The sequence below is a fragment of the Mucilaginibacter sp. genome (assembly GCF_039207105.1).
GTDB lineage: Bacteria > Bacteroidota > Bacteroidia > Sphingobacteriales > Sphingobacteriaceae > Mucilaginibacter.
In genome coordinates, this window is the sequence record NZ_JBCECK010000074.1 from 1 (window position 1) to 22,865 (window position 22,865).

The following is a 22,865-nucleotide window of genomic DNA, read 5'->3' on the forward strand; positions in this document are numbered from 1 at the left end:
TACTTAAAATTTCCAGCATAATTTTTCTGGCCATTGTGGCTACGGGTTGTAAAAAATTTTTGGATCTTAAACCACAATCCAATATTTCTGATGTTAGCTATTGGCAAACTGCCAATGATTTCCGTTTGGCGGCTAACTGGTTTTACCCTAATTCGTTAGATGATCCTCATTATTCAGGTCCATATATGAATGATAATAATTCTGATATCGCGTTCGGGACCGAGGTTAATACTATAAGTTCCGGCAAATATGTAGCGCCAGAGCAGGATCTTATTAATTGGGATGGCAGTTATACAGCTATTCGTAATGCAAACAAGTTAATAGAGGAAGGAACAACTTCATCTATCAAAAACGATATTAAACCCTTTCTTGGCGAAGGGTATTTCTATCGTGCTTATAACTACTTCCGCCTTTTAGATTTATATGGTGGAGTTCCTATCATTGACAAGGTGCTGCAACCAACCGATCCTGAGGTATTTAACGCGCGTGCTACCCGTGATGAAACACTAAACTTTATATTGAGTGATCTGAACAACGCGATAACCAACCTGCCGGTGAAAGCCAGCGCGGAGAAAGGCCGGATATGTAAAGAAGCCGCACAAGCATTCAAGGCGCGGGTATGCCTTTTTGAAGGTACGTGGAGGAAGTTTCATGCCTCTGGCGATGGAAGCACCTTGCTGGATCAGGCGATTGCAGAATCAAAAAATGTGATCAATAGCAACTCCTACACATTAAATAAAACCAAAAGCGACTCAAGCTACCGGTTGATGTTTATTGACAACTCCAGTATGGATAATCCTGAAACGATAGTGTCAAAAAAATACCGTACAACCATTAATGTGAATGGCTGGGCTTATGGTGTATCCTGGGGTAATCTTAATCCTACAAAGGCGGCGGCAGATCTGTATCTCTGCAAAGATGGTTTACCTATTAATAAGTCGCCATTGTTTAAGGGATATGATTCTGCCCGTACCGAGTTCCGTGGCCGGGATCCCCGCATGACCCAATCTTTGATTGTGCCGGCTATAAAAATTGTTCGCCCGCAATACGATAAGTATCGCCCTCAATGGCCCGGGGTTGACAATAATCGTAATGTGAACTCCGGCTATATGCTATATAAGTTTATATCTGAGCAGCCTACACCTGGTGATGGCGGCGGCGCGTTTGACTGGAATGTGATCCGTTATGGGGAAGTACTGGCCATTTATGCCGAGGCAAGTTACGAGCGTAATGAATCAATTTCTGACGCTGATCTTAACCTGTCAATAAACGTATTACGTGATCGTGTTAATATGCCGCACCTTACCAATGCCCTGGTAACTGCTAATGGCTTAAACATGCGGGATGAGATCCGCAGGGAAAGAACAGTAGAGTTAGCATTTGAAGGCTTTCGTTGGGATGACCTACGCAGATGGAAGACGGCAGAAACCGTACTGCCTAAATCTGTATTGAGTGTGAAAGTTACCGGCTCAGAGTGGTCAAATCAAGTAATTACACTGGATGGTGCAAGCTATAATAGTTATTTTTATAACACACCGTCCGCTCAATTAGAGGGTGGTTATAAAGTATTGCAACCAGGCTCGCAAAGGGCTTTTGATGTAAACAAAAATTATCTGCTGCCGATACCAACAAAGCAGATATCTCTGAATCCGGATAAGCTTAAACAAAATCCAGGCTGGTAAATCAAACTACATGCCTTATATTGTAAAGAATATGTGGCGGGCATTTATGGAGTTTTCTATATAATTAATGGGGTCCCGGTTGAGAAGATCTCCCGGGACTTTTTATTAATTAATAAAATACAAGACGATTTTATAAAGTAATAAACTCACAGTTGTCGTCAGTAAATTAAAGAGCCAATAAAAATTTAAAATAAATCAAATATGAATAGACGGTCATTCGTGAAAAATACTTGTTTAACCGGTGCAGGATTATTGGCGGGAGCACGTATGCTTAACGCGATGCCTCTGGGTATGACTGTGCCAACCCAATTGATGGGCGGGCGATTCGTTACCCTCTGCATTATGATCCGGACTACACCCTGGGAAGTATCCAGAGATGTAAAACTGCACCCGCGCGATGAAGAAAAATGGCATACCCTGGAGGGCGTTAAAAACCTGCGTGAGGCATTTGGGACAAATAACCCTGATGGCCGGTTAACCTGGGGTTTTACGCTGAATGCTCTTGAAGATAAGCGTACAAATTATGTGCAAATTCGGGAGTATGCAGCTTATTGTCAGGCGAAATATGGTGATGAGGTAACGGTATTTCCCGGATATTTTCCGGCTATGTACCTTCCGCCTGAGCGAATCAATAAAGAGTTATCTGAGGCCATACAGATCATTTCAAATTTCGTGGGACACGGTTATAAGCCACAATCTGTGATTGGTGGGTTTTTACCGGCAGAGTCATTGAAATATTTGGCCGAGAAGGAGAATATCCATGTGGCCCAGGCGGTGATCTGGAGCCAGCATAATATTGACGGTGGTGGCGCGGATGGCTCGCTGTCGTATCCTTATTATCCGTCTACCGAACATTTTTGCAAGCCTGGTCAGAATAAAAAAGATATTATTGATTGTGTGAATTTGGATGGCTGGTCAATGGATTTTATTTGTGCAAGGCAAAGCGGGCAAACCGGCCATGAAATAACCGGTTATAACAGCCGGCGCGGCGTTGGACCAATTGAAACATACAAAGGCTGGGGTCTCGAACTGGGGAACATGGAAGTGATGCATACCCAGTCAATTCATTTTGATAAGGGATTTCAACTCAATGGTTTTGGATGGGTACCCAATATATGGGAGGCACAGTTGGTGTATGAATTTGGAATGGATTTTATCTGCAGCGCCATGAAAAAATGGGTAACCGATACGCTGAAACGATGGCCAGACACCAAGTGGGTAAGCTTTGGCGAGTTTGGAAATATATGGCGTAACCATTATAAAAACAACGATGATTACAATTACAAATTTGTTGAGCGGGGTTGCGGACTGGGTGACTCCTATAATAATCTCGAGATCCACTGGTTTATGAACAAAGCCTTCAGGCTGGCCTTACTGCGCGACTGGCATCATAAAACCCCACAAATGGTTATTGATTTCACCCGGTATGATCTGACGGCACATGAGCCAACCGGAGCCAGGCCAGATAAGCCGGTAAAAGACTGGAGCCTGATTAACCGGATCAATCAAAAAGGGCTGAGGCCAGAGGATAAGCCAGTGCTGCTGAAGGATCTAACTGATGCCGAGCAAGAATTGATATACAAATATTGCCCTGAGCTTAAGGCTTAGCCAATGGTTTTATCTGTGCGGACTTCCACAATAAAGGCTGCACTCAAATAGCATATCTATAATAACATTTATGAAAATCAAAGCATTATTTCAATTATCCGGTTTGTTCCTGTTGCTTTCTTTTAATGCCCAGGCACAACAAAAAAATACAAAAGCAATATCAAAATTGATGGGTAACAGATTCCTGACATTAAACGCGGTTATCAGGGTAAACCAGATAGAGGTGTCCAGGAACCGCAATGTAGGGGAAGACGAACGGGCTCTGCACACCCCTGAAAGGGTAAAAGCTTTTAGAAACGCGGTAACAGCAGGTTTCCCAGGAGGTAAGATGACTTGGGCATTAAGCTGGCTTGCACTGCAGGACACGACAGCCTCATATCGTGAGATCCGCAAAATAGTAATAGGTTACCACCATCAATATGGTGATGAAATAACCTTTATACCGGGTGCTTATTTCGCAAATGCCTACAATACTACAGATCAGGTAAATAAGGATATTCATGACGCTCTCAATATCATCAGTAAAATGGTAGGTCATGGTTATCGGCCAAAAAGTATTGTTGCTGGTTTCATGTCTTCCGAAAATCAGCAATATTTGGCCGAAAAGGAAGGGATTCACGTATGCCAGGGAAATATATGGAGCCAGTTTAGTATTGACAATCAGGATGGCGATGGTGCTGTGAGTTATCCGTTTTATCCCTCAAAAGAACATTTTTGCAAGCCGGCACAAGGCGCGGCAGATTTTGTTGATTGCGTGAACCTTGATGGCTGGACGGTAGACTTCCTTGCCGGCAGAAGAGCGGGGTTTAAAGAAGGGTTTAACAGCAGGATGGGAGTTGGCCCTATTGAAACGATCTATAAATACGGCAAGGTGATCGGTCTGAAGGAAATGATGCATACAACAGCTATTCATTTTGACAAAGGATATGAACTGAACGGCTTTGGTTGGGTTACCAACTGCTGGGAAGTATCCTTACCAATAGATGTTGTATCGCTAAAAGACTGGTTGACTCAGATCAGGACTCGCTGGCCCGATACCAAATTAATTACACAGGGTGAGTTTGGCTTAAGGTGGCGCGCTCATTACAAAAGGAATACCTTCAATTACCGTTTTGTTGAACGGGGCTCCGGTATCGGTGGCTCTGATGCCGATAAAGAGATCAGTTGGTATATGAATAAGGATTTTCGACTGGCATTATTAAAAAATCTGGAAAGGGATACATTGCCTAAAGTGATCGATTTTACTAATTATACGATCCCGGCTAAAGAGCCTGCGGAAATGACACGCAAATGGAGTCTTTTAGGTGATATAAACCAAAAACGAACACGCCCTCAGGACAGGCCGGTTCCGATTGATTCATTATCAGCAAATAGCAGGATGTTAATCAGCAAGGATTACCCCAAATTGCTGAGCAACCCGAAAAACAATAAGTAAGAATGCTTCTAAGTTCTATACCATCAAACAACGTAAAGGTGGTATAGAACTTTTGGAGCGGGTATTGTCTTTAATGTTCCCGAGTAACATTAAGCTGTTTCTTTTTTATCTCGTATTACCGTTTGAGTTCCGGGATTACTTCTAACTATGGTCGTATTATATATCAATACAACTCTATCCGGGTCTGCAATCATTAGGTGAATAACAACCTGATTACCCTTTTGACCAATTTCACAATAATTATCCTTAGCGCTTAAAGCTAAGTTTTCGGAAACAATACAATTTGCAAAATCATATCGGTGAAATATGCCTGTTCACCTACGCTTTATACAAATAATCGCTATTTTTTATTTGTTATTTTTATTTGGATTGATTCTAAATTAAAATGCTAATTTCGTCGAAAATTAAGAATTATGTGTAATCCACCTCCTTAGGCAAATAAAAATAGCCGGTATTCCGTCGCCAAACTTCCTACCGGTCGATATCAACAGATCCTTCAATCCATTAACACTTGAAACAAACTATGAATTCCCTGCTATGTAGTAAAAATTTTTACGTTACATTTCTTTCACTTATCATTTCAGTAACAGCGTTTTCGCAAACCGGCACTATTAAAGGTACCATAAAAACATCTGATGGGCAGCCCGCCCCAGCCATTACAATTGGTCTTTCCGGAACATCAAAAGGTACTATGACCGATGAAAAAGGCCATTATCAAATAACTAAAATCAAATCAGGTACCTACCTTCTTAAAGTAAGCGCTATCGGGCTCGCAGGTCAGGAACAAACGGTTAAACTTGATGCAGGCCAAACGCTAAATGTCAATTTTACCTTAAATCAGGATGCCAGGCAACTGGCCGATGTGATTATCAGTACTAACCGCCGCCTTAAATTCGGTGATAAACAGTCGGAGTCGGTAGCCAGGATGCCGATTGCCAATCTCGAAAATTCACAAGTATATTCGGTTATCCCTAATGCTTTACTCCGGGAACAAAATATAGTTGATTATAGAACCGCATTACGGAACGCTCCGGGTACGTCTACCATTGCCCAGGCAGGTAACGGCCGTGCCTATACTTTTATGCGTGGCTTTATAACAGGCAATTGGGTGCGCAATGGCTTAGCTGCCTACCAATTTTCCGCCGTCGATCCTGCCAATATTGATCGCATTGAAGTGATCAAAGGCCCTTCAGGTACTTTATTCAGCAACTCAGTGATCTCCTACGGTGGTTTAATCAACCGGGTAACAAAGAAACCGGTTGATACCGCATTCGCGGAACTGTCCTATACAGGTGGAAGCTTTGGCCTGAATCGTGTAACAGCCGATCTGAACACACCTTTAAATAGCAGCAAAAATGTGTTATTCAGAATCAATGCTGCTTATGACCACAACGGCAGCTTTCAGGATGCTGGTTTTGAGCGGAATATTTTTGTAGCGCCAACGCTTACCTATAAGGTAAACGATAAGTTAAGTTTCAACATAGAAGCTGAATTATACAGGCGCCATACCAGTACCGTTAACAATTTTAATATCACCGATCCTGCTTATTGGACAGGTAAAAGTTTGAAAGATATCCCGGTAGATTATAATCGTAGTTACCAGGGAAATGATATCGATAGCAAATTGACCAATTATAATATTTTTCTGCAAGCTAATTACCAGATCAGTAAGCAATGGAGGTCGCAAACTTTATTTACGCTGAATGGTGTTTACGCGCCGAGGCAGACGTTTGTAGATAAATACATTATTGATGAGACACAGATGGCCCGCCAGGTATTTCTGCTGTCTGATAAATATCACCAGACTGAGGTTCAGCAAAATTTTAATGGTGATGTAAAGATAGCCGGTATGCGCCATCGTTTGCTGTTTGGTTTTGATTACATTGCTTACCGTCAGGATCCTTATTATTATGCATCTGCAGATTACGACGTTATCAACTATCGTGAGCCAGGTAATTTTTTTGTAAGCCGCGCCGATTTTGACAAAGCTATCGCGCCGCTCCCCACTTCGCCTGCAGATCAAAATAATTACAACACGGCCGCCTACGTTGCTGATGTGGTAAACCTTACCGACCGTTTTAACGTGATGGCCTCTTTACGCATAGACCATTATAAAGACAATGGTTTTCATGATATAAGTACTAATACTTATGATGGTGCATTCAGTCAAACAAAGGCTTCGCCAAAGTTTGGTGCAGTATACCAGCTGGTTAAAGGGCAGTTATCGGCTTTTGCAAATTATCAGAATGGTTTTAGCTATACCAACGTTAAAGACCAGAGCGGTAAAGTGTTTAAACCTGAACAGGCTTTTCAGGGAGAGGCAGGTTTAAAGCTGGAAACAGCAAACAATAAACTCTCAGCCACTTTAAGTTATTATGATATATCCGTTAAAGATAAAATACGGGCAAACCCAGCCAACAAAAATTTATATGTGCAGGATGCCACTCAGGCCAGCAGGGGGGTAGAGGCAGAGCTGATCGCAAATCCGTTAAGCGGTCTTAACCTACTGTTTGGTTATGCTTATAATTTTAGTAAATATACCAGGGCAGACAGTGCTGTTGCCGGGAAAAGGCCATACGGTACACCAAAGCACCTGATCAACGGATGGGCCAGCTATACCTTCCGTCAGGGCTCGCTCAAGGGATTCGGCCTTGGTTTTGGCGGTAATTATTCCAGCAGTTCTTTTTATGATGACGAAAACTATGTGACCGTTCCATCTTATTTATTATTAAGTTCTACAGCATTTTATGACCGCGGAAAATACCGCCTTGGTTTTAAGGTTGACAATCTGACCAATGAGCATTATTGGGGCCCGTTCTTTCAACCGCAGCCCACACGTTCTTTTTCGGTTAACCTCACATACCGTTTTTCTGCGCATTAATGATTAAAAGATTTGCCTCATGGTTACACCTCTGGCTCGGGCTTATGTCCGGGCTGGTGGTTTTTATAAGCCTGTTTGCTGCCGCTATTTTTGTGTGGCAGGAGGAGTGGACAGGTATCTTGCATCACGATAAGGTATTTGTGCCCACTATCGGTAAAACGGAGCTTTCAGTTGATAGTTTACTTATGAACGCCCAAAGGGTAGAGTCAGGTAGGGAAATTAGCTATGTTACCTGGTATCGCGACCCGCGTAAAGCAGTAGTATTTGATATAGTTAAACCCAATCCGCATCCGGTGTGGTATTATTACCATTCCGCGTACTTGGTTAATGAACAAGTTTATGTTGACCGTTATACGGGCAAGGTATTAGGCATTGTTGATAACCGGAGCGAGCTGATATGGAAAATATATGCCCTGCATACTTGCTTGCTGCTGAAATATGAGATTGGTCACTATATTGTTGGAGTTGCTACGATAATCATTTTTGTGATGGCAATAACGGGAATTATACTTTGGTGGCCAAAAAATAAGGCCGCGTTCAAGCAGCGGATTTGGTTTCGGTGGAAAAGAACTACGCGGTGGCGTAGAAAGAATTATGATCTGCATAATATTGGCGGCATTTATACCTGGGTTTTTATATTGTTTTTTGCAGCAACAGGTTTAGTATGGACTTTTGATTGGTGGGAAAAGGGTATTTACCATTTATTGGGTGAGCAGCCAGAGGAAATGTTCCGGGAGGCTAAAGTAAAACCAGCGGACGCAGTTGATTATAGTTTTGAGGGTATTTTGAAAAACGCTACCGGCAGGGTTCCAAGATGGGAAAGCGTTGGGTTAACTTTTCCGGAGACTAAAACCGACAGTACACAGTCTCTTTTTTGTGTGGTCCGATATAATACCCGGTCAGGATGGGACGAATGGGATGAATATTTGTACAATTCAAAAAACGGAAGCCTTTATTATTCCATGACACAATCGCAAAAGAAGCTTGGAGAGAAATGGCGAACCAGTAATTATGCCATACATACCGGAAGTATTTATGGTTTGCCTACCAAGATACCGGCAACACTAACTGCTTTATTTTGTGCATTTTTACCGATCTCGGGGTTCTTGATTTGGTGGGGCAGAAAAAAGAAAGGGTCATCAAAGAGGAAAAGTTAAATCATGATTTTAGCCTTTCTCCTATTGTTAGTGAAATAGTACTTTAATCAGTTTATTTAATTTATGACAATATTAAAATAGATGTTTGCTTAACCAAGGTTTAAATAATTAATCAGGTAATAGCTCATTTAATGGCTTGATCAAACTCATCCAATTTAATCCAAACTTTGTGATCATAAGGTTTGGGTGATACTTCAAAATAAACGGCGCTGCTATTAGTACCTTGTTTTGGTTTTTTTATGTGGATAAGCAGATTTAATTTTATAGGGTCCTGTGTCATGTAATCCAGCATTTCAACTTGTCCGTTAAAGGCCTGTATATCTGTTTTACTTTTCCGGCTGCTATTGAGCTTTACTTTAACGGGTATAGCTATTGTAGTATCAATTTTGGCTTGTGCTAAATTAGCCTTTACAAGGCCTGTATAATAATTATTCAGGTATTGTTCCAGATTGGTTTTGGTAAAAGAAACCTGGCTGTTTATCGCCCATAAAAAACAATATGTCCAATAGTCTTCGGCTTGTTTTTGTCGCCACCCGGGTGAAAAGCGTATATGTTCAGTTCCCTTAAATGGAATATCTGCTGCAAATGGGGCGGGTAAATCAAACGTTTCTGTGCGCCAGTTTTCAGGCGTAGGTAATTCGTAGTTGTTGTTTAAGGTTTCCTGACTAAACCCTTTAACCGCGAATGATAGCAACAGCAAACAAACAGATAATACTTTTTTTAAGCACATGGAAATTTAGATTTTATCATTAAGCTGAGTTGTTGTAAAGTTAAAGCAACAGATTAACAGAATGATATGGTTTTTTGTTAAAAAGTGTGAAGATTTAGCTTTAATTAAGCTGTACTAAGAAATGCCCAGCCGGCTTTGCGGCGGGGCATTCCCAATTAATCTGTTAACTGATCTTAAAATGGTTTTAGGCTTTAGCCTGTGTTTCTTTTTCAGCGATTAATTCAGCAACATAACCTGCAACAAGTGCAATGGAATCATATTCCTTTATTTCATTGGCAAGCCTGGTCATATTTTGCTTATAAAGATTATCACTTAGTACTTTTTCAACACCTTCTTTAATGGCTTCGGTTGTTGGTGTTTCTGTTTTTAAATCAATACCATATTTAAAGTACCCCAATCTTGAACAAATCTCGCTTTTACCTTCATGCACACCTGCCGCTACTATAGGCAAATTGTTCATAATACTTAATAAAGTACCACCATATCCGCCGTTGGTTACATAAACCGACGCGTAAGGCATTACATCATCAAAAGGTATAAAATCATCAATAATGATGTTGTTAAAAGGATACTTTTCTTTTAATTCGGCAGTTTTGGAGCCCCCTGTAGTGGCTATTACCAGGGTGTCGGTGTTTTTAAAAGCATTAAGAGTAGGCTCTAAAATTTTGGTTGTATCTTTTTCAACTGTTCCCTGGGTAACCAACACTATTTTTTTGTATTGGTTTAAGCGCTCATCAAACCATTTTTGCTTGTGTTTTGCATTTGAATAAGGTAATAAAGCTCCTATAAAGCGAATATTGTTGCCCAAATCACTACGTTTAAACTCAAATGATGGGGTGCCTATCTGTAAATGTAAACTGGCATGCCTGATCAGCGTATCCGTCACCGGAGCTCTTTCATGCGGAATATTGTTCTCTGTTAAAATAGCTGAATAGGCATCAATAAGGCCTTTGAAAATCACATTATTAAATACCTGCGTTAGCTCAGTGTAGGCTTTATATTGTTCATCATTTTCGGGCGGATAAAATCCGGGCCCGTATGGTGCCAAGTCTTTTGATTGCTCGGCTAAGGGTATAACACCTATAGAAATAACGGGAACATTTAATTTTGCTTTTATCAGAGGGATAGCCGGAAACAGGTTATCGGCAATAACAATATCAAAAGGGAAGTTTTGCTGTATTAGTTCAATGTCGGCCAACATTCCGGGCGTAGGTTTACACAATCCATTGGTCATGTCAAAATTCGCCCGTTCACCCGCATCAGCAATGTTTTTTCTTTCCGGGAACAGTTCATCCATGTTATTTGAATTAACATCTAAAGCTTGGATAAACGGATAATGGAAAACACCCAGGCGTTGCAGTTTATCCCTAAATATAACAGAGGTATACCAGCGTACATCGCACCCGGCCTCCTGTAAATATTTAGCAATACCCGTGAGGGGGTTAAGATGTCCTTCGGCAGGTAATGTAGCAATCAGGATTTTCTTTCCATTTAGTTTTTCTAAGATCTCGTTTTTCATATCGGGTATTTGTTGAACAACCCAAAACTGACTTTATTAATGATTATTTCCTATAATCAAAAACGGTTGCAGTATCCCCAAAAGCGGTGATATGAGTTCATACAAAATAACATCAGATGAGTGGGGCAAGAACTTTAGGAAAGCAGGCCGTTTGGCAATAACGATGATGCTATAACTAAGCCAGGTTAGCAATCAGGTTTGAAATAACTTGCGCAATAATGAATTTGATTAATATTAGGTTAATGTTGTTAATAAAAAATAAGTTTAGGTTAAAAAAAATGATATATGTCAATTTTTTTAAATTCTTAAATTATGATCTTGGCAAGCCAAAATCTAACTATGAAAAACAATTTTATTCTTATACTGGCGTGTATTGCCGGTATAACTGTATCCTGCAATAAAGGTACACCGGTAATAGTCAAATCAAACCCTGCAAGTAGTACCGGCGATGTTGTCGGAAAAATTACGGTAGGTTATCAAGGTTGGTTCAATGCTCCGAATGATGGTTCGCCTTATGTTGACGAATGGCGGCATACTAATTTGGAAATGTGGCCAGATACCCGTGAATACACTAAATTATACGGCAATGTACAGTTTGCCCAGGAAGGTAACGATGCGCCTGTTTTTACCGGCACGCTCGGGAATGGGCAGCCGGCCAAAATGTTTTCTTCGTATGATCAGTCTACCGTAAGCCTGCATTTTAAGTGGATGCAACAGTATGGTATTGATTGTGCTGCATTGCAAAGATTTGCTAATGAAATTACTCCCGGTTCGCCTGATAAGGCCAATAGAGATGCAGTTGCGCAAAGGGTACGCATAGCCGCAGAAGCAACTAACCGGAAATTTTATATCATGTACGATGCCTCTGGCTGGGGCGATTTGAACGAGTTAAAAACAGATTGGACAAATACCATAACAGGAAGCCTTAACCTGCTGTCGTCAACTGCTTATGCTAAGCAGAATAATAAACCGGTGGTATGTATATACGGGCTTGCTTACAATGGGCATCCTGCTACTCCGGCTAAGGCGCTTGACCTGGTGAATTGGTTTAAATCAAAAGGATGCTATGTAATTGGTTCACTTCCGGGCGAATGGCGGGGAGGTTTTGGTGATGCGGCACCTGGTTATACTAATTTTTATAAAGCGCTGAATATGATATCTGCCTGGGCCGTAGGACGTGTGCCGGACGACAGTTATCGTCCGTGGGTAGAGGGTGACAGGGATTTTTGTAATGCTAATCATATTGATTATCAGCCCTGCATATATCCTGGAACAGCCTTCCATAATTCTAATGGATCTGATTCTCCTAAAAATGGGATTCCGAGAGCTCATGGTGATTTTATGTGGGCGCAATTTGCAACACTTAAAAATGCGGGGGTGCGCAGTGCTTATGTAGCCATGTTTGATGAACTGAACGAGGCAACTTCGATTTTTAAAGTAGCTGAGGATAACTCAATGATACCGAAAGGGCAATATTTTTTAACGCTTGATGCCGACGGCACGCATGTTTCTTCTGATTTTTACTTGCGTTTAGTTCAGGACGGTGCTAAAATGTTGAATGGCACCATTCCATATACTGCAAAAGAACCTACTCCATTTATAGTTGGTAAATAAGGCAACTTCTATTTTAAAAACTGTGATAATAAAAAATGCCCCAGAGATACTTTGGGGCATTTTTTATTATATAATATTCCTTTTATTAATTTGATCCTAATCCAAAGCCGTCCCACTCAAATATTCTTTTTTCAAATGGTTTCCTTGGTAAAAGATCAGGTCTGTTGCCGGTCTGGTAAACAAAGGATGCTAAAATGATAGCGGCCTGTTTAAGGTCTTCAATTTGCAAATGGTCATAGTTATCCTGGTTACTATGATGGGTTACGTTGTCATAATCAATGGGATCCTGAATAAACTCAAATCCTGGTATACCGGCCCAATCAAAAGAGGTATGGTCGGTAGCCCCTGTGTTTTTGGTGGTAACCGTGGTAGCGCCTAAATCATGAAATGGTTGCAACCACTGGTCAAATATGGGTTTAACAGCCATGTTGCCCTGGGTATAAATACCTCTGATTTTACCCGTCCCATTATCCAGATTAAAGTAGGCGCTTACTTTTGCCTGTTCACTATTAGGGTTGCCTGTCTTAGGATTGATATAATGGTTTTTTACATAATTGTATGATCCAAAGATCCCTTCTTCTTCACCGCTCCATAAAACAATCCGGATGGTGCGTTTGGATTGCAGGTGAAGTGAATCTAATAAACGTACGGCCTCCATCATTACAGCACAACCCGAAGCATTATCTGTAGCCCCAGTAGCGGCACCCCATGAATCCAGATGCGCGCCAAGAATAACCACCTGATCTTTTAATTTCGGATCAGTGCCTGGAATTTCTGCAACAACGTTGTAAGCCTTTGTATCGGTACCTGAATAGGCCCCTTTGATGTTTAAAGCCAGTTCAACAGGATGCCCTGAGGTTATCAATCTTTCAATGCGATTACAATCTTCTACCGATATTCTAACCTGCGGTAGTTTTGATTTGGACTGATAAGCAGCTATCGGCTCATCGAAGATAGCGCCGTATTCATTACCTGCTTCGGAGTTGATGACAGCTATTGCACCGGATTTTTCATAGAGCAGATCCAGTTTTTCTTTAAAACGAACCAGATCGTTAAGCGCCTGAACCTGCTCGTGTGTTAAGTTATAATAATCATCTTTATTTAACAGTTCGGCATCTGTAAAACGTGTTGCGCGAGGCTTGAAAATATCCGCTGGTTTCTCTGGCCCGCTTGTAAACACAGGTTGGCCAAGTATTAAAATGATTTTTCCTTTCAGATTGTTATAATGGCTTTTGATATAAGCAGAATCAATTGATTGCGCCTGAGTAAGTAAAGCAACCTGAGCCTGCTGCAGGCCATTGGTATTACCGCTCCATGGGGCCGGTAAGGCTACAATGGGTTGAAAATAAGGTGCTTTCATAGCAATGCTGAAATCCTGAAGCTCCCAGCTTTTTCCGAAATTACCCCAGGGTTCGAGTTTCGCATTTTTTAATCCCCAGGATTTTAAGGTACTTATAGCCCAATCGGCCGATCTGGAAAAGCCGGGGGAGTTGGTTAAGCGTGGGCCAGACACATCTGTCAGGTAGTGCGCTATATGTGGTATTTGTGAGGTTTGTAATTCTGCATTTTTTATTTTTTCAAATATATCTGTGGGTACGTGCTCTTCCTGAGCCATCACTATGGATATATTTGATAATAATAGCATGATGGCAGTGGCAAATTTTGAAATAATACTTTTCATTTTTGTTGTAAGGGATTTTAAAATGCCGATAAAATTTTGGATGCGAAGATAACGGTGGCAACATACTTTGTATATCCCCGATTTTGGGGATGGTATGGAGTTGAATATTCTTTGTTAAAAGCAGCTACACCGGGTATTGAGCTGTAATTATGATCAATAACATGGCATGATGTATCAATCCGGATCGCATCCAAAAGTTACTTGATAGCCGTTTAAATCTTTAAACACGATTTCCTTTTTGCCGTATTCGGTCAAAGGGTTAATCTCGATGAGCTCAGCATTGCTCGACTGTATGGTTACGATTATCTCATCAATATTATCTACAACAAAATAAAGCCCGGCATCTTTTTGTTCAGTATAATCAAACCTGCCTTCCGGATAAAGCATAAATTGGGCACCGTCCCAGTCAAGCAATGCCCATGACAACTCACACCCAGGCTCCTGATGGGTACCCAGGCAAGTAAATCCAATAGCCTGATACCACTTGATGGTATCTGCTATTTTAGGAACCCTTAAAAAGGAAAGACAAGTGGCCATCTTTTAACATGTTAGGGATTAATTAAATATAATAGTTTTTGCGTAAAATAGGATAGGTTAAGTTTGGGGTTCTGCTTCAAAAACGAATGTCTGCCGGTTAACACAAATTAATTAGCTTTGGAAACTTAAACTAATAAACCAGAAATAGTGATTGAGTCTGTATTAACCGAGATCAACAAACACGTGTCATTGTCAGAAGCTGAAGCAGAACGGGTGACACAAGCATTTAAGGTTAAAAAAGTACGCCGGAATCAGTTTCTTGTTCAACCGCCCGATGTAGCCCAGCAGGAACATTTTGTGGTTAAAGGCTGCCTGGTTGAGTATTATCTGGATGATAACGGTACTCAGCGTGCCCTTGCTTTTGCAGCAGAAAATTCGTGGATGACAGACCTGCAAAGCTTTTTAACTACAGAAGATTCTAAATATTATGTAGAAGCGCTGGAAGATGGTGAAGTACTCACCATCAGAAAAGATGTGCTTGATAAGTTATTGTTAGACATTCCCTTGCTTAATATTTATTTCAGGATACTTTATCAAAACGCCATAGTTGCCCAAAAAGAACGCCTGTTAAATATATTAAGCTCAAAAACCGATGAACACTATCTTAAGTTCAGGCAAAAATACCCACACCTGGAAAACCGGGTGCCGCAATACTGGATAGCCTCATACCTGGGTGTAACTCCTGAGTTTTTAAGCCGGGTTAAGTCGCGCTCTTTAAGGTAGCCCGATACTTTTGCATAAATCTTAAACTAAGTCAATCTCATTTCTTAAAAAAGTTCATTTCAGGGGATTTTGTTAATGCTCAAATTTGAAGTATTAAACAAAACAAACATGAACACATTTATTGAACGGATTACTCAAACAAATAAATCTATCGCCCCACTGTTGTTGAGGCTTACTTTGGCGCTTGTATTATTTCCGCACGGCGCGCAGTTGCTTGCCGGTTGGTTTGGCGGCTATGGTTATAGTGCCTCCATGCAATATTTTACCAGTCAGGGTTTATCATCATTTATCGCCTTTATGGTGATCTTTCTGGAATTTTTTGGCAGCTTATTTATCCTTTTCGGGGTACTTACCCGTCCGTTTGCTATAGCCCTGCTGGTGCTGTTTTTAGGCATGATCAGTACGGTTCATTACTCATTCGGCTTTTTTATGAACTGGTTTGGCTCACAAAAAGGAGAGGGCTATGAATTTCATTTGCTGGCCATTGGCTTACTACTCACGCTGACCATATGTGGTGGCGGTGTAGCCAGTGCCGACAGGTTAATTAACAAATTGGTAAACAATAACAATAATCAAAATGACTGATATCAAATTTTCACCTGTAGTAAAACTTCCAAAGGTTAACAGGGGTAATTTTTCTGCAATGCTGGCAAGGCCTCAGGAATTTGGCGGGCTTATGAATCCGTTGATAGGGTTTGATCATTTTCGCCTAACCGGCGATGTATTTGGTCCGCACCAGCATACGGGTATGTCTGCCCTGAGTTATGTGTTTGAAGATTCTGTTACCTATAATAATCAGGATTCTATGGGTACAAATCTCGATATAGAGCCAGGAAGCCTGCTTTGGACCTGGGCCGGCAGTGGTGTTACCCATCATGAAGTTCCGGTTAAACAGGATGGCCAGGTGCATGGCTTGCAAATATTTCTTAAAATTCCGCAGCAAAATGCTGCCAAGCCGCCTCAAAGTGTTTATATACCCGTTAAGGAGATGCCGGTATTAAATGACAATGGCATCAAAGTAAAGGTAGTTGCCGGCAATAGCGGAACATTGTTAAACCATGTACAAACGCCAGAGCCTGTAACCATATTGGATATTACCATGAAAGCCGGTTCATCATTTACCCATGAGCTGCCACCTAATACCCACGGTACTTTCTACGTTATGTCGGGCAAGGTGACATTATCTACAGGGGAAAGGAATATCGATATTGCCGATGAGGAGGTTATTTCCATTGGTGGTAAAGATACCGGTACTGTGGTTATACTACGATCAACCCCGGCCAGCAGGGTGATATTCATTGGTGGCTTACCAGTGTAACAGGATTCAGATTAACTAAATTTATCTGCATAAGCGCAAACTCATTCAATTTGGAATGAGTTTGCGCTTTTTTAATTGTTGATGGAGAGAGGGGTATTAAAACTATCAAAAACGTTTCCAAGGGGATTTTTGCTCAGCAAGCAACTGCCGGTAAATGAGCCTGATGTAAACAAGATCAAACATAAATGTTGCACCAACAATAATGTTCATCAACATGGCTTTGCCCTGATGTACAATAAACAAATAATATATACCTACGGTAAGGCCGGTACCCAGGCATTTGAAAATGGCGATCGTTAAGGATTGCCCTTCGGCGGTTTTTCGCTCCCAGATCATTAAGATGAAGCAAACCGAGATGATCAGGTTTTGAATATATGCTATGAAGATGGCTCCCTGATATACATCGCCGTTAAAGTACAGTTTAAACTGCCCAAAGAAGGGCCCGCCTGTAAGCATTATTCCAAACGCGATGATAAATGCAAGCGCGGAACAAATGAGCCAGTTTTTTTTGGAGATGCCATATTGCCGGAAAAAATAAGGGTAGCTATATAAAAAGTAGGTTATAATAATTCCCAGATCGCAGGTCATCCAAATGCCATTTACAATTGTTCCGGAAATTCCGTCTGATAAGGGTGGATAAATTATGGAAAACACAAACTCCCAGGCAAAATTTAAAGCTAACGGAATCAGTGGCATGCCGTATGATTTGTCTTTCAATCCCCGATAAACTAAAGCCACATAGGTAATTGTCCATGCCAGTCCGCTTGCGGATACGGCTATAAATTCTGAATTCATATAAGCAGGTATATTTTAAATAATTATTTGTAAGAATGTATTGATCAGGTAGGGGTAAGGGATATTAGAATCTTGAATAGGGTTACAATATGGCTCCGGAAATGGAAACAAAGAGTTACTTATTAGCCGGAATCATAGTTGCTCCCTTCGTATCTTTTATAAAGAACACGAGCAGTTTGGCCGGAACTGTGCGGCTTTCGTTTCTAGCATTATTATGTATTCTGTTAGGTACTTCAGAAAAATAATCGCCTGCTTTATATCTGTAGGTTTGGCCTTCAACAACAGAAACAATCTCGCCAGAGAGCACATATCCAAATGTGGGGCAAGGGTGCTTATGAGCCGCCGATGTACTCATAGGAGGAAAATCAACTATCATCATTTGAACCGATTTGTTATCAAATCCTTTTTCATGAAGTACCTCATCAAGAATCACGGTGTGTTTGGTTTCAACCGGTTTAGTTAGGGTGGCATTGGGGGTTTGACCATAAGCGCTTACTCCAAACGTGGATAATAAGGTACAGAAAATAAAAAGCTTGTTTTTCATGCTGATAAACATTAAAATTTTGGTTGGTTAGGATTTAGTGAACTCTTTTGAGTTTATTGAGCATCAAAATTAAAAGCACAACCGAATACATTTAAGTTCCAGATCTTATTAAGCAAATAGTCCAGCTTATTGCCATGAAAAAGTTAACCAGCCTTTAATTGATTGCATAACATACGCACACGGGTATTGCTGGACTACATCGCCAACCGAAACTGGTAGGTTAATAGCATGTATTGTCGGGTTAATTTAGGCGTTTCTAAAAGCCTTGATTAATGAAGTTTTTCCGTACAAATTGGTGGGTGAGGTGCAAAGAAGCCGGTTGTTCCGTGCATTTCTCCATTTCAACTGCTTTGCTTGTTATGTCCTGTAATGATGCTGGTTTAATAATATCCTTTTTGTGCTAAAGACAAATAACAGGCTTGCACCCACCGCCGAACTCAGGCAGTGGTCACCACGAAATTCGAAAAATATTTTTTGACGCGTTGCGCCATGTCAGCGAGCCCCGTATTACGGGAAATTTTAAAACTTCCTATATCATGACCGCAATTCAAAAAAATATCAGTGATAAAATAGTAGCTGTGCTATTGCCCATTATTATTGCCATATCATTCATAGCATGTAAAAAAAAGAATGATACGCCCGCGCCGGATACATCAAATCTGGCCATCGTAGATGCTTCTGTTGGCGGGTGGCAACTCGATTTCAGGATCAACGGACAGAAATATAACCAACAAGCCCTCCGGTATGACACCATACTACCGTATACCAGTGTAACTGCCGGCGCTCAGGGTTTTTCACTTACTGCGGCAGATAATGCTTTCCGGGTGCTGATCAGTTCTCCGGTTAATCTGAGAAAAGATCATTATTACACGGTTTTTATAGGCTCTCTTAAAGAATTGCCCTATGCGCCTCTTTTTGTTATTACGCAGGAGGATTTAACCCCTGCGGATGATAAAGCCAAAGTCAGACTCATCAATGTAGGAGCAGACACCCAACCCGTTAACTTATATGTATCAGGAATGGACACCCCTTTATTTGTGCAATTGCCATTTAGGGAAGCCACACTTTTTAAAACAATTGATGCAGGCGACCACTACAATTTCCAGATCCGGGAGAGTGCCCAGGCCGCTGCGATTGCCAGTATTAATGATGTTAAGCTTGAAAAGGGTAAGCTGTATACAATTTATGTAAAGGGTTTTAAATCTGATGATACAGCTGCCGGTAAATTGAAGCTCGGACTCATCAGCAATAAATAGTTTATCCTGATGAAGGTTGTACAGGCTTTTAACAACTCCCGGTAATTTTTCGCTACTCATATCAAACTCTGTGTTCAAGCCAATATTAAAATTCAAAGAGCTAATTCTCAAATGTGTCGCCGATAACTCAAAAGCACATGAGCTATTATATAAATCTTACTATGGTTTATTAATGGGTATAGCCGTTCGTTACGTTACCGACGAGTATTTAGCGGAGGAGGTGGTTAATGATAGTTTTGTTAAGATTTTTAAAAATCTGAAGAATTTTATTCTGCCCGATGATGTTGAACAACAACAGAAGCTTTTTTACAGTTGGGCGGGCAGAATTGTATCAAGAACAAGTATTGATCATCTGCGGACTAATAAGAAGCATATTTATGCTGATTACCCTAATGATACCATACTTATATCAGATCATATAACGGTATTAAGCAGCCTTCATGTATCAGATATATTAAAGCTGCTTGACCAGCTACCGGCATTACAGCGTATCATTTTTAATATGTATGAATTGGAAGGGTTTAATCATGAAGAAATAAGTGAGGAGTTAAATATTTCCCAGGGCCATAGTCGTGTTGTACTTGCCAGAGCCAAAAAAAATCTCCGGGCTTTTTATCATAAACAATCAATAACAGTAAGTTATGGAAAATGAATTGATTGATATCATCAAAAATGAGCTTAATGGTTTTGAGCTCGACTACAGGGAGGGGGCATGGGAAGGTTTTTGTAAGAAAAAGAAACGTACACGTTTTTTGTACTCACCATACTGGCGTTTTGCAGCAGCAGCTATGTTGGTTATGGGAACGATGCTTTTGGCAATAGTTATGCACAAGCCGCTGCAAAAAAAGCAGGAAAATGTACTTGTTAAACATATTCCATTCAAAAACATGCCTTTAGCAAAGGTACTTCCATCGCACCAGGAAAATAATGGTGTAAATAAACATCGGAAACAAAACAATTACCATGCTGTCACGAATTTTACAGCGCGCGGAAATAAAACGTTTGCGGATACTTTATTGACAGAAAATCTCAGGAGTATAGCCCCTGTGATAGATGATACAGTTAATACCAGCCCCGATATACGTTTTTTGGCTACACTGCCAATTCCAAACCAGATACATCATGCATCTTCGAGGCATTCTTCAGGCTTTCAAAGCCTGGCAGGGCACAAAAGGTGGCAATTGGGTTTATCGTTTGGTAATGGAGTTAGTTATGGGCAGGCCCACCAGTTTGGTGCCGGCGCTTATTTTACCTATCAGCTATCATCAAAGTTTGCTTTTAGTTCCGGATTTTATTTTAACCAGTTAGGCGCGCTTAAAGATGTGGCTCATGGCAATGATCTGCCCGATCAGCAGAAAGTGCTTACCAATGTAAAGGTTAATCTTGGTGGATTGGAGGTTCCGCTGGAGCTTAAATATAAATTAACCCGGCGTTTTTATACCAAATTTGGAACATCACTATATTCTATTAAATCGCAGCAGCAAACCCTGTTTTTTATACAGGCACATAATAATATAGTCAATTATGTAGACCCGGGTGGCACCGCATTTTCCGAAACTTCAACGGTAACTAATGCTACCGTTGAGCTTGTGCCGCCCAGTCAGCTTGAAAAAAATAAGTTTATATCTATTTATAATTTTTCGGTGGGATATGAATACCCGATACTCCACGGGCAAAAATTATTTATTGAACCTTTTATTAAGTTACCCAACAAGGCATTTTCTACTTATAAAGTAAACCTGGCCCAAACAGGTATAAGGCTTAACGTGAGTTTTTAATGCAACCTGGATATGATAAGCGTGTAATTGCGATATTTTATTAGTCGGGTGTGCAATAAATTAATTACGTGGTTTTAACGGCGTACTATTTTTTCAAGAATATCCACTGCCTGAGTTAATTCAGCTTCTGTTAGTGATGCAAATCCGAAACGAATCCCGTTAACCTCTTTATATTCTGCCTGGAAGTACGCGCTGCCTGCAAGGTATAAGCCCTGTTGAACAGCTTTATCCATTACCTGGTTAAGGGGGAATTCTGGTTTGAATTTTAGCCACAGCGCCATACCACCCTGGGGCTTATGAAATGCTAATGCATGGGTTAACTTGTTACTGATCAATGTAGCGGCATCATCACAACGCTTACTATAAAGTTTTTTGGCCCGGTTAATATGGCGGCTTAACTCTCCGTTATCAATCAATGAAGCCAGTGCGCATTCCATGATCGAGTCGCCACGGAGATCAATTAGCCTCATATAGCTGTTTGCTTGCTTAATTAATGCCTTACCGCCAATTAAATATCCCATCCTGAAAGAGGGGCCCAGCAATTTGGTAAATGATCCTACATAAATAATGCGGCCGCTGTGGTCAGCACTGGCTAAAGGCAAAATAGGGCTGTTTTGATAATGAAAATCATAATCATAGTCGTCCTCAATTATCCATAACTGATATTTCTCCACTAAATTCAGCAATTGCATTCTGCGGTTGGCAGACATGGTTACGGTTGTTGGATGATGATGATGCGGAATAATGTATAGCAGTTTAACAGGCACCCGTTTAAGAATATCTTCCAGTTGTTGAATATCCATACCCTCATGCTCTTCCGGCACCCGGTGAATAATAGCTCCCTTGCGCCTGAAAATTTCATCGGCCATAAAGTAATTTGGGTCGCAGGTTACTACATGATCGCCTGGTTTAAGTAAAATGGCGCTTGCTAAATAAATGGCCATTTGTGCTCCCTTGGTTATCATGATGTTTTCCGGACTGATATGCAGGCCTCGTGTTTGGTTTAAAAAATGGCAAGCCGAATTTTTTAAATTGGGAGTACCCCCGTCATAATGCTCAGACATCATGTGTTTTAATGTACCGGCACGCATGATGTTGCGGTACTCTCTCATGATCTCCTCAAATGGCACCGTGTCAATATCCGGAAAGCCATCGTTAATGATAATTTTGGGTACGGTACTAAGTGCTCCGGGATAATAGTGCTCCAGGCTGCGATCAAAGTAGATGTCATCAGCTCCGGGCGCATTGCTGAAGTTTACCTCCGGATGATAACTTCGTGGTTTTAAAACAGGAAGCTCAGAAATGATCTGGTATCCTTTTTTGGGAATGGCCTCTGCCCAGCCCTGAAAAACCAATTCGTTGTATGCGTTAATCACAGTGTTGCGGTGCACTTTAGTGATGGCAGCCATTTCACGGGTTCCGGGTAAATAGGCCCCGGGAATGATCTTACCCGATTGTATAAGTGCCACCAGCTTGCCTGCAATTTGGCGATATATAGGTACATTGATATTTGGTTCAATGACGATGAGTGATTGATATGGAAGCATAATGATCTATTCTTGAAAAACTCCTGCAGATTTTAATGCAAGAAAAACGGAGCTCGGCAA

19 protein-coding genes are annotated in these 22,865 nt (G+C 41.0%); 12 read left to right on the top strand and 7 right to left on the bottom strand.

Annotation, left to right across the window (positions count from 1 at the left end; genetic code table 11):
• The 5 genes from AAGC65_RS15400 to AAGC65_RS15420 all read left to right on the top strand — a co-directional run.
• The coding region (locus AAGC65_RS15400) for a RagB/SusD family nutrient uptake outer membrane protein (protein ID WP_343113351.1) at nt 1–1,682 on the top strand (1,682 nt) is incomplete at its 5' end.
• A gap of 201 nt (nt 1,683–1,883) precedes the next feature.
• Nucleotides 1,884–3,290, top strand: a complete 1,407-nt coding sequence (locus tag AAGC65_RS15405) for a DUF3863 domain-containing protein (protein WP_343113352.1) — start codon at nt 1,884–1,886, stop codon at nt 3,288–3,290.
• Between the two features lie 70 nt (nt 3,291–3,360).
• Nucleotides 3,361–4,725: a DUF3863 domain-containing protein gene (locus tag AAGC65_RS15410; protein ID WP_343113353.1), complete on the top strand. Its 1,365-nt coding sequence runs from the start codon at nt 3,361–3,363 to the stop codon at nt 4,723–4,725.
• Nucleotides 4,726–5,248: 523 nt separating this feature from the next.
• Nucleotides 5,249–7,606 carry a TonB-dependent receptor gene (locus AAGC65_RS15415; protein WP_343113354.1) on the top strand — a complete coding sequence of 786 codons (2,358 nt, stop codon included), beginning with the start codon at nt 5,249–5,251 and terminating at the stop codon, nt 7,604–7,606.
• The gene (locus tag AAGC65_RS15420; protein WP_343113355.1) at nt 7,606–8,763 is read left to right on the top strand and encodes a PepSY-associated TM helix domain-containing protein; all 1,158 of its coding nucleotides are present in this window, start codon (nt 7,606–7,608) and stop codon (nt 8,761–8,763) included. Before AAGC65_RS15415 ends, AAGC65_RS15420 begins: the two co-directional genes overlap by 1 nt.
• A gap of 124 nt (nt 8,764–8,887) precedes the next feature.
• Here the strand turns inward: AAGC65_RS15420 and AAGC65_RS15425 are convergent, their stop codons facing one another.
• Nucleotides 8,888–9,493: a hypothetical protein gene (locus tag AAGC65_RS15425; protein WP_343113356.1), complete on the bottom strand. Its 606-nt coding sequence runs from the start codon at nt 9,491–9,493 to the stop codon at nt 8,888–8,890.
• 184 nt (nt 9,494–9,677) lie between these two features.
• Entirely contained in the window at nt 9,678–11,012 is a 1,335-nt protein-coding gene (locus tag AAGC65_RS15430) for a glycosyltransferase (protein ID WP_343113357.1), read from the bottom strand.
• 339 nt (nt 11,013–11,351) lie between these two features.
• Between AAGC65_RS15430 and AAGC65_RS15435 the strand changes: the two genes are divergently transcribed.
• Nucleotides 11,352–12,626, top strand: coding sequence for a glycoside hydrolase family 71/99-like protein (locus AAGC65_RS15435; RefSeq protein ID WP_343113358.1), 1,275 nt, complete (start codon nt 11,352–11,354; stop codon nt 12,624–12,626).
• 85 nt (nt 12,627–12,711) lie between these two features.
• Here the strand turns inward: AAGC65_RS15435 and AAGC65_RS15440 are convergent, their stop codons facing one another.
• Together AAGC65_RS15440 and AAGC65_RS15445 are read right to left on the bottom strand one after the other, a co-directional pair.
• The gene (locus AAGC65_RS15440) at nt 12,712–14,307 is read right to left on the bottom strand and encodes a M20/M25/M40 family metallo-hydrolase (RefSeq protein WP_343113359.1); all 1,596 of its coding nucleotides are present in this window, start codon (nt 14,305–14,307) and stop codon (nt 12,712–12,714) included.
• Nucleotides 14,308–14,481: 174 nt separating this feature from the next.
• A complete protein-coding gene (locus tag AAGC65_RS15445; protein WP_343113360.1) occupies nt 14,482–14,844 on the bottom strand; it encodes a hypothetical protein in 363 nt (120 codons plus the stop codon).
• A 147-nt stretch (nt 14,845–14,991) separates the two neighbouring features.
• Between AAGC65_RS15445 and AAGC65_RS15450 the strand changes: the two genes are divergently transcribed.
• The 3 genes from AAGC65_RS15450 (at nt 14,992) to AAGC65_RS15460 (ending at nt 16,885) form a co-directional block, all read left to right on the top strand.
• A complete protein-coding gene (locus tag AAGC65_RS15450; RefSeq protein ID WP_343113361.1) occupies nt 14,992–15,567 on the top strand; it encodes a Crp/Fnr family transcriptional regulator in 576 nt (191 codons plus the stop codon).
• 108 nt (nt 15,568–15,675) lie between these two features.
• Nucleotides 15,676–16,152, top strand: coding sequence for a DoxX family protein (locus AAGC65_RS15455; protein ID WP_343113362.1), 477 nt, complete (start codon nt 15,676–15,678; stop codon nt 16,150–16,152).
• Entirely contained in the window at nt 16,145–16,885 is a 741-nt protein-coding gene (locus AAGC65_RS15460) for a pirin family protein (RefSeq protein WP_343113363.1), read from the top strand. Before AAGC65_RS15455 ends, AAGC65_RS15460 begins: the two co-directional genes overlap by 8 nt.
• Nucleotides 16,886–16,990: 105 nt before the next feature.
• On the opposite strand, the gene AAGC65_RS15465 is transcribed toward AAGC65_RS15460, so the two are convergent.
• The gene (locus AAGC65_RS15465; RefSeq protein WP_343113364.1) at nt 16,991–17,680 is read right to left on the bottom strand and encodes a hypothetical protein; all 690 of its coding nucleotides are present in this window, start codon (nt 17,678–17,680) and stop codon (nt 16,991–16,993) included.
• A 115-nt stretch (nt 17,681–17,795) separates the two neighbouring features.
• Nucleotides 17,796–18,224, bottom strand: a complete 429-nt coding sequence (locus AAGC65_RS15470) for a cupin domain-containing protein (RefSeq protein ID WP_343113365.1) — start codon at nt 18,222–18,224, stop codon at nt 17,796–17,798.
• Between the two features lie 536 nt (nt 18,225–18,760).
• Between AAGC65_RS15470 and AAGC65_RS15475 the strand changes: the two genes are divergently transcribed.
• From AAGC65_RS15475 to AAGC65_RS15485, 3 genes are all read left to right on the top strand, one after another.
• Nucleotides 18,761–19,480 (top strand): DUF4397 domain-containing protein, encoded by a 720-nt coding sequence (locus tag AAGC65_RS15475; protein ID WP_343113366.1) that lies wholly within the window; start codon nt 18,761–18,763, stop codon nt 19,478–19,480.
• 70 nt (nt 19,481–19,550) lie between these two features.
• Nucleotides 19,551–20,132: an RNA polymerase sigma factor gene (locus AAGC65_RS15480; protein ID WP_343113367.1), complete on the top strand. Its 582-nt coding sequence runs from the start codon at nt 19,551–19,553 to the stop codon at nt 20,130–20,132.
• Entirely contained in the window at nt 20,122–21,258 is a 1,137-nt protein-coding gene (locus AAGC65_RS15485; RefSeq protein ID WP_343113368.1) for a hypothetical protein, read from the top strand. Before AAGC65_RS15480 ends, AAGC65_RS15485 begins: the two co-directional genes overlap by 11 nt.
• A gap of 74 nt (nt 21,259–21,332) precedes the next feature.
• On the opposite strand, the gene AAGC65_RS15490 is transcribed toward AAGC65_RS15485, so the two are convergent.
• On the bottom strand, nt 21,333–22,805 hold the full coding sequence (locus tag AAGC65_RS15490) for a PLP-dependent aminotransferase family protein (protein ID WP_343113369.1): 1,473 nt from the start codon (nt 22,803–22,805) through the stop codon (nt 21,333–21,335).
• Nucleotides 22,806–22,865: the final 60 nt, after the last annotated feature.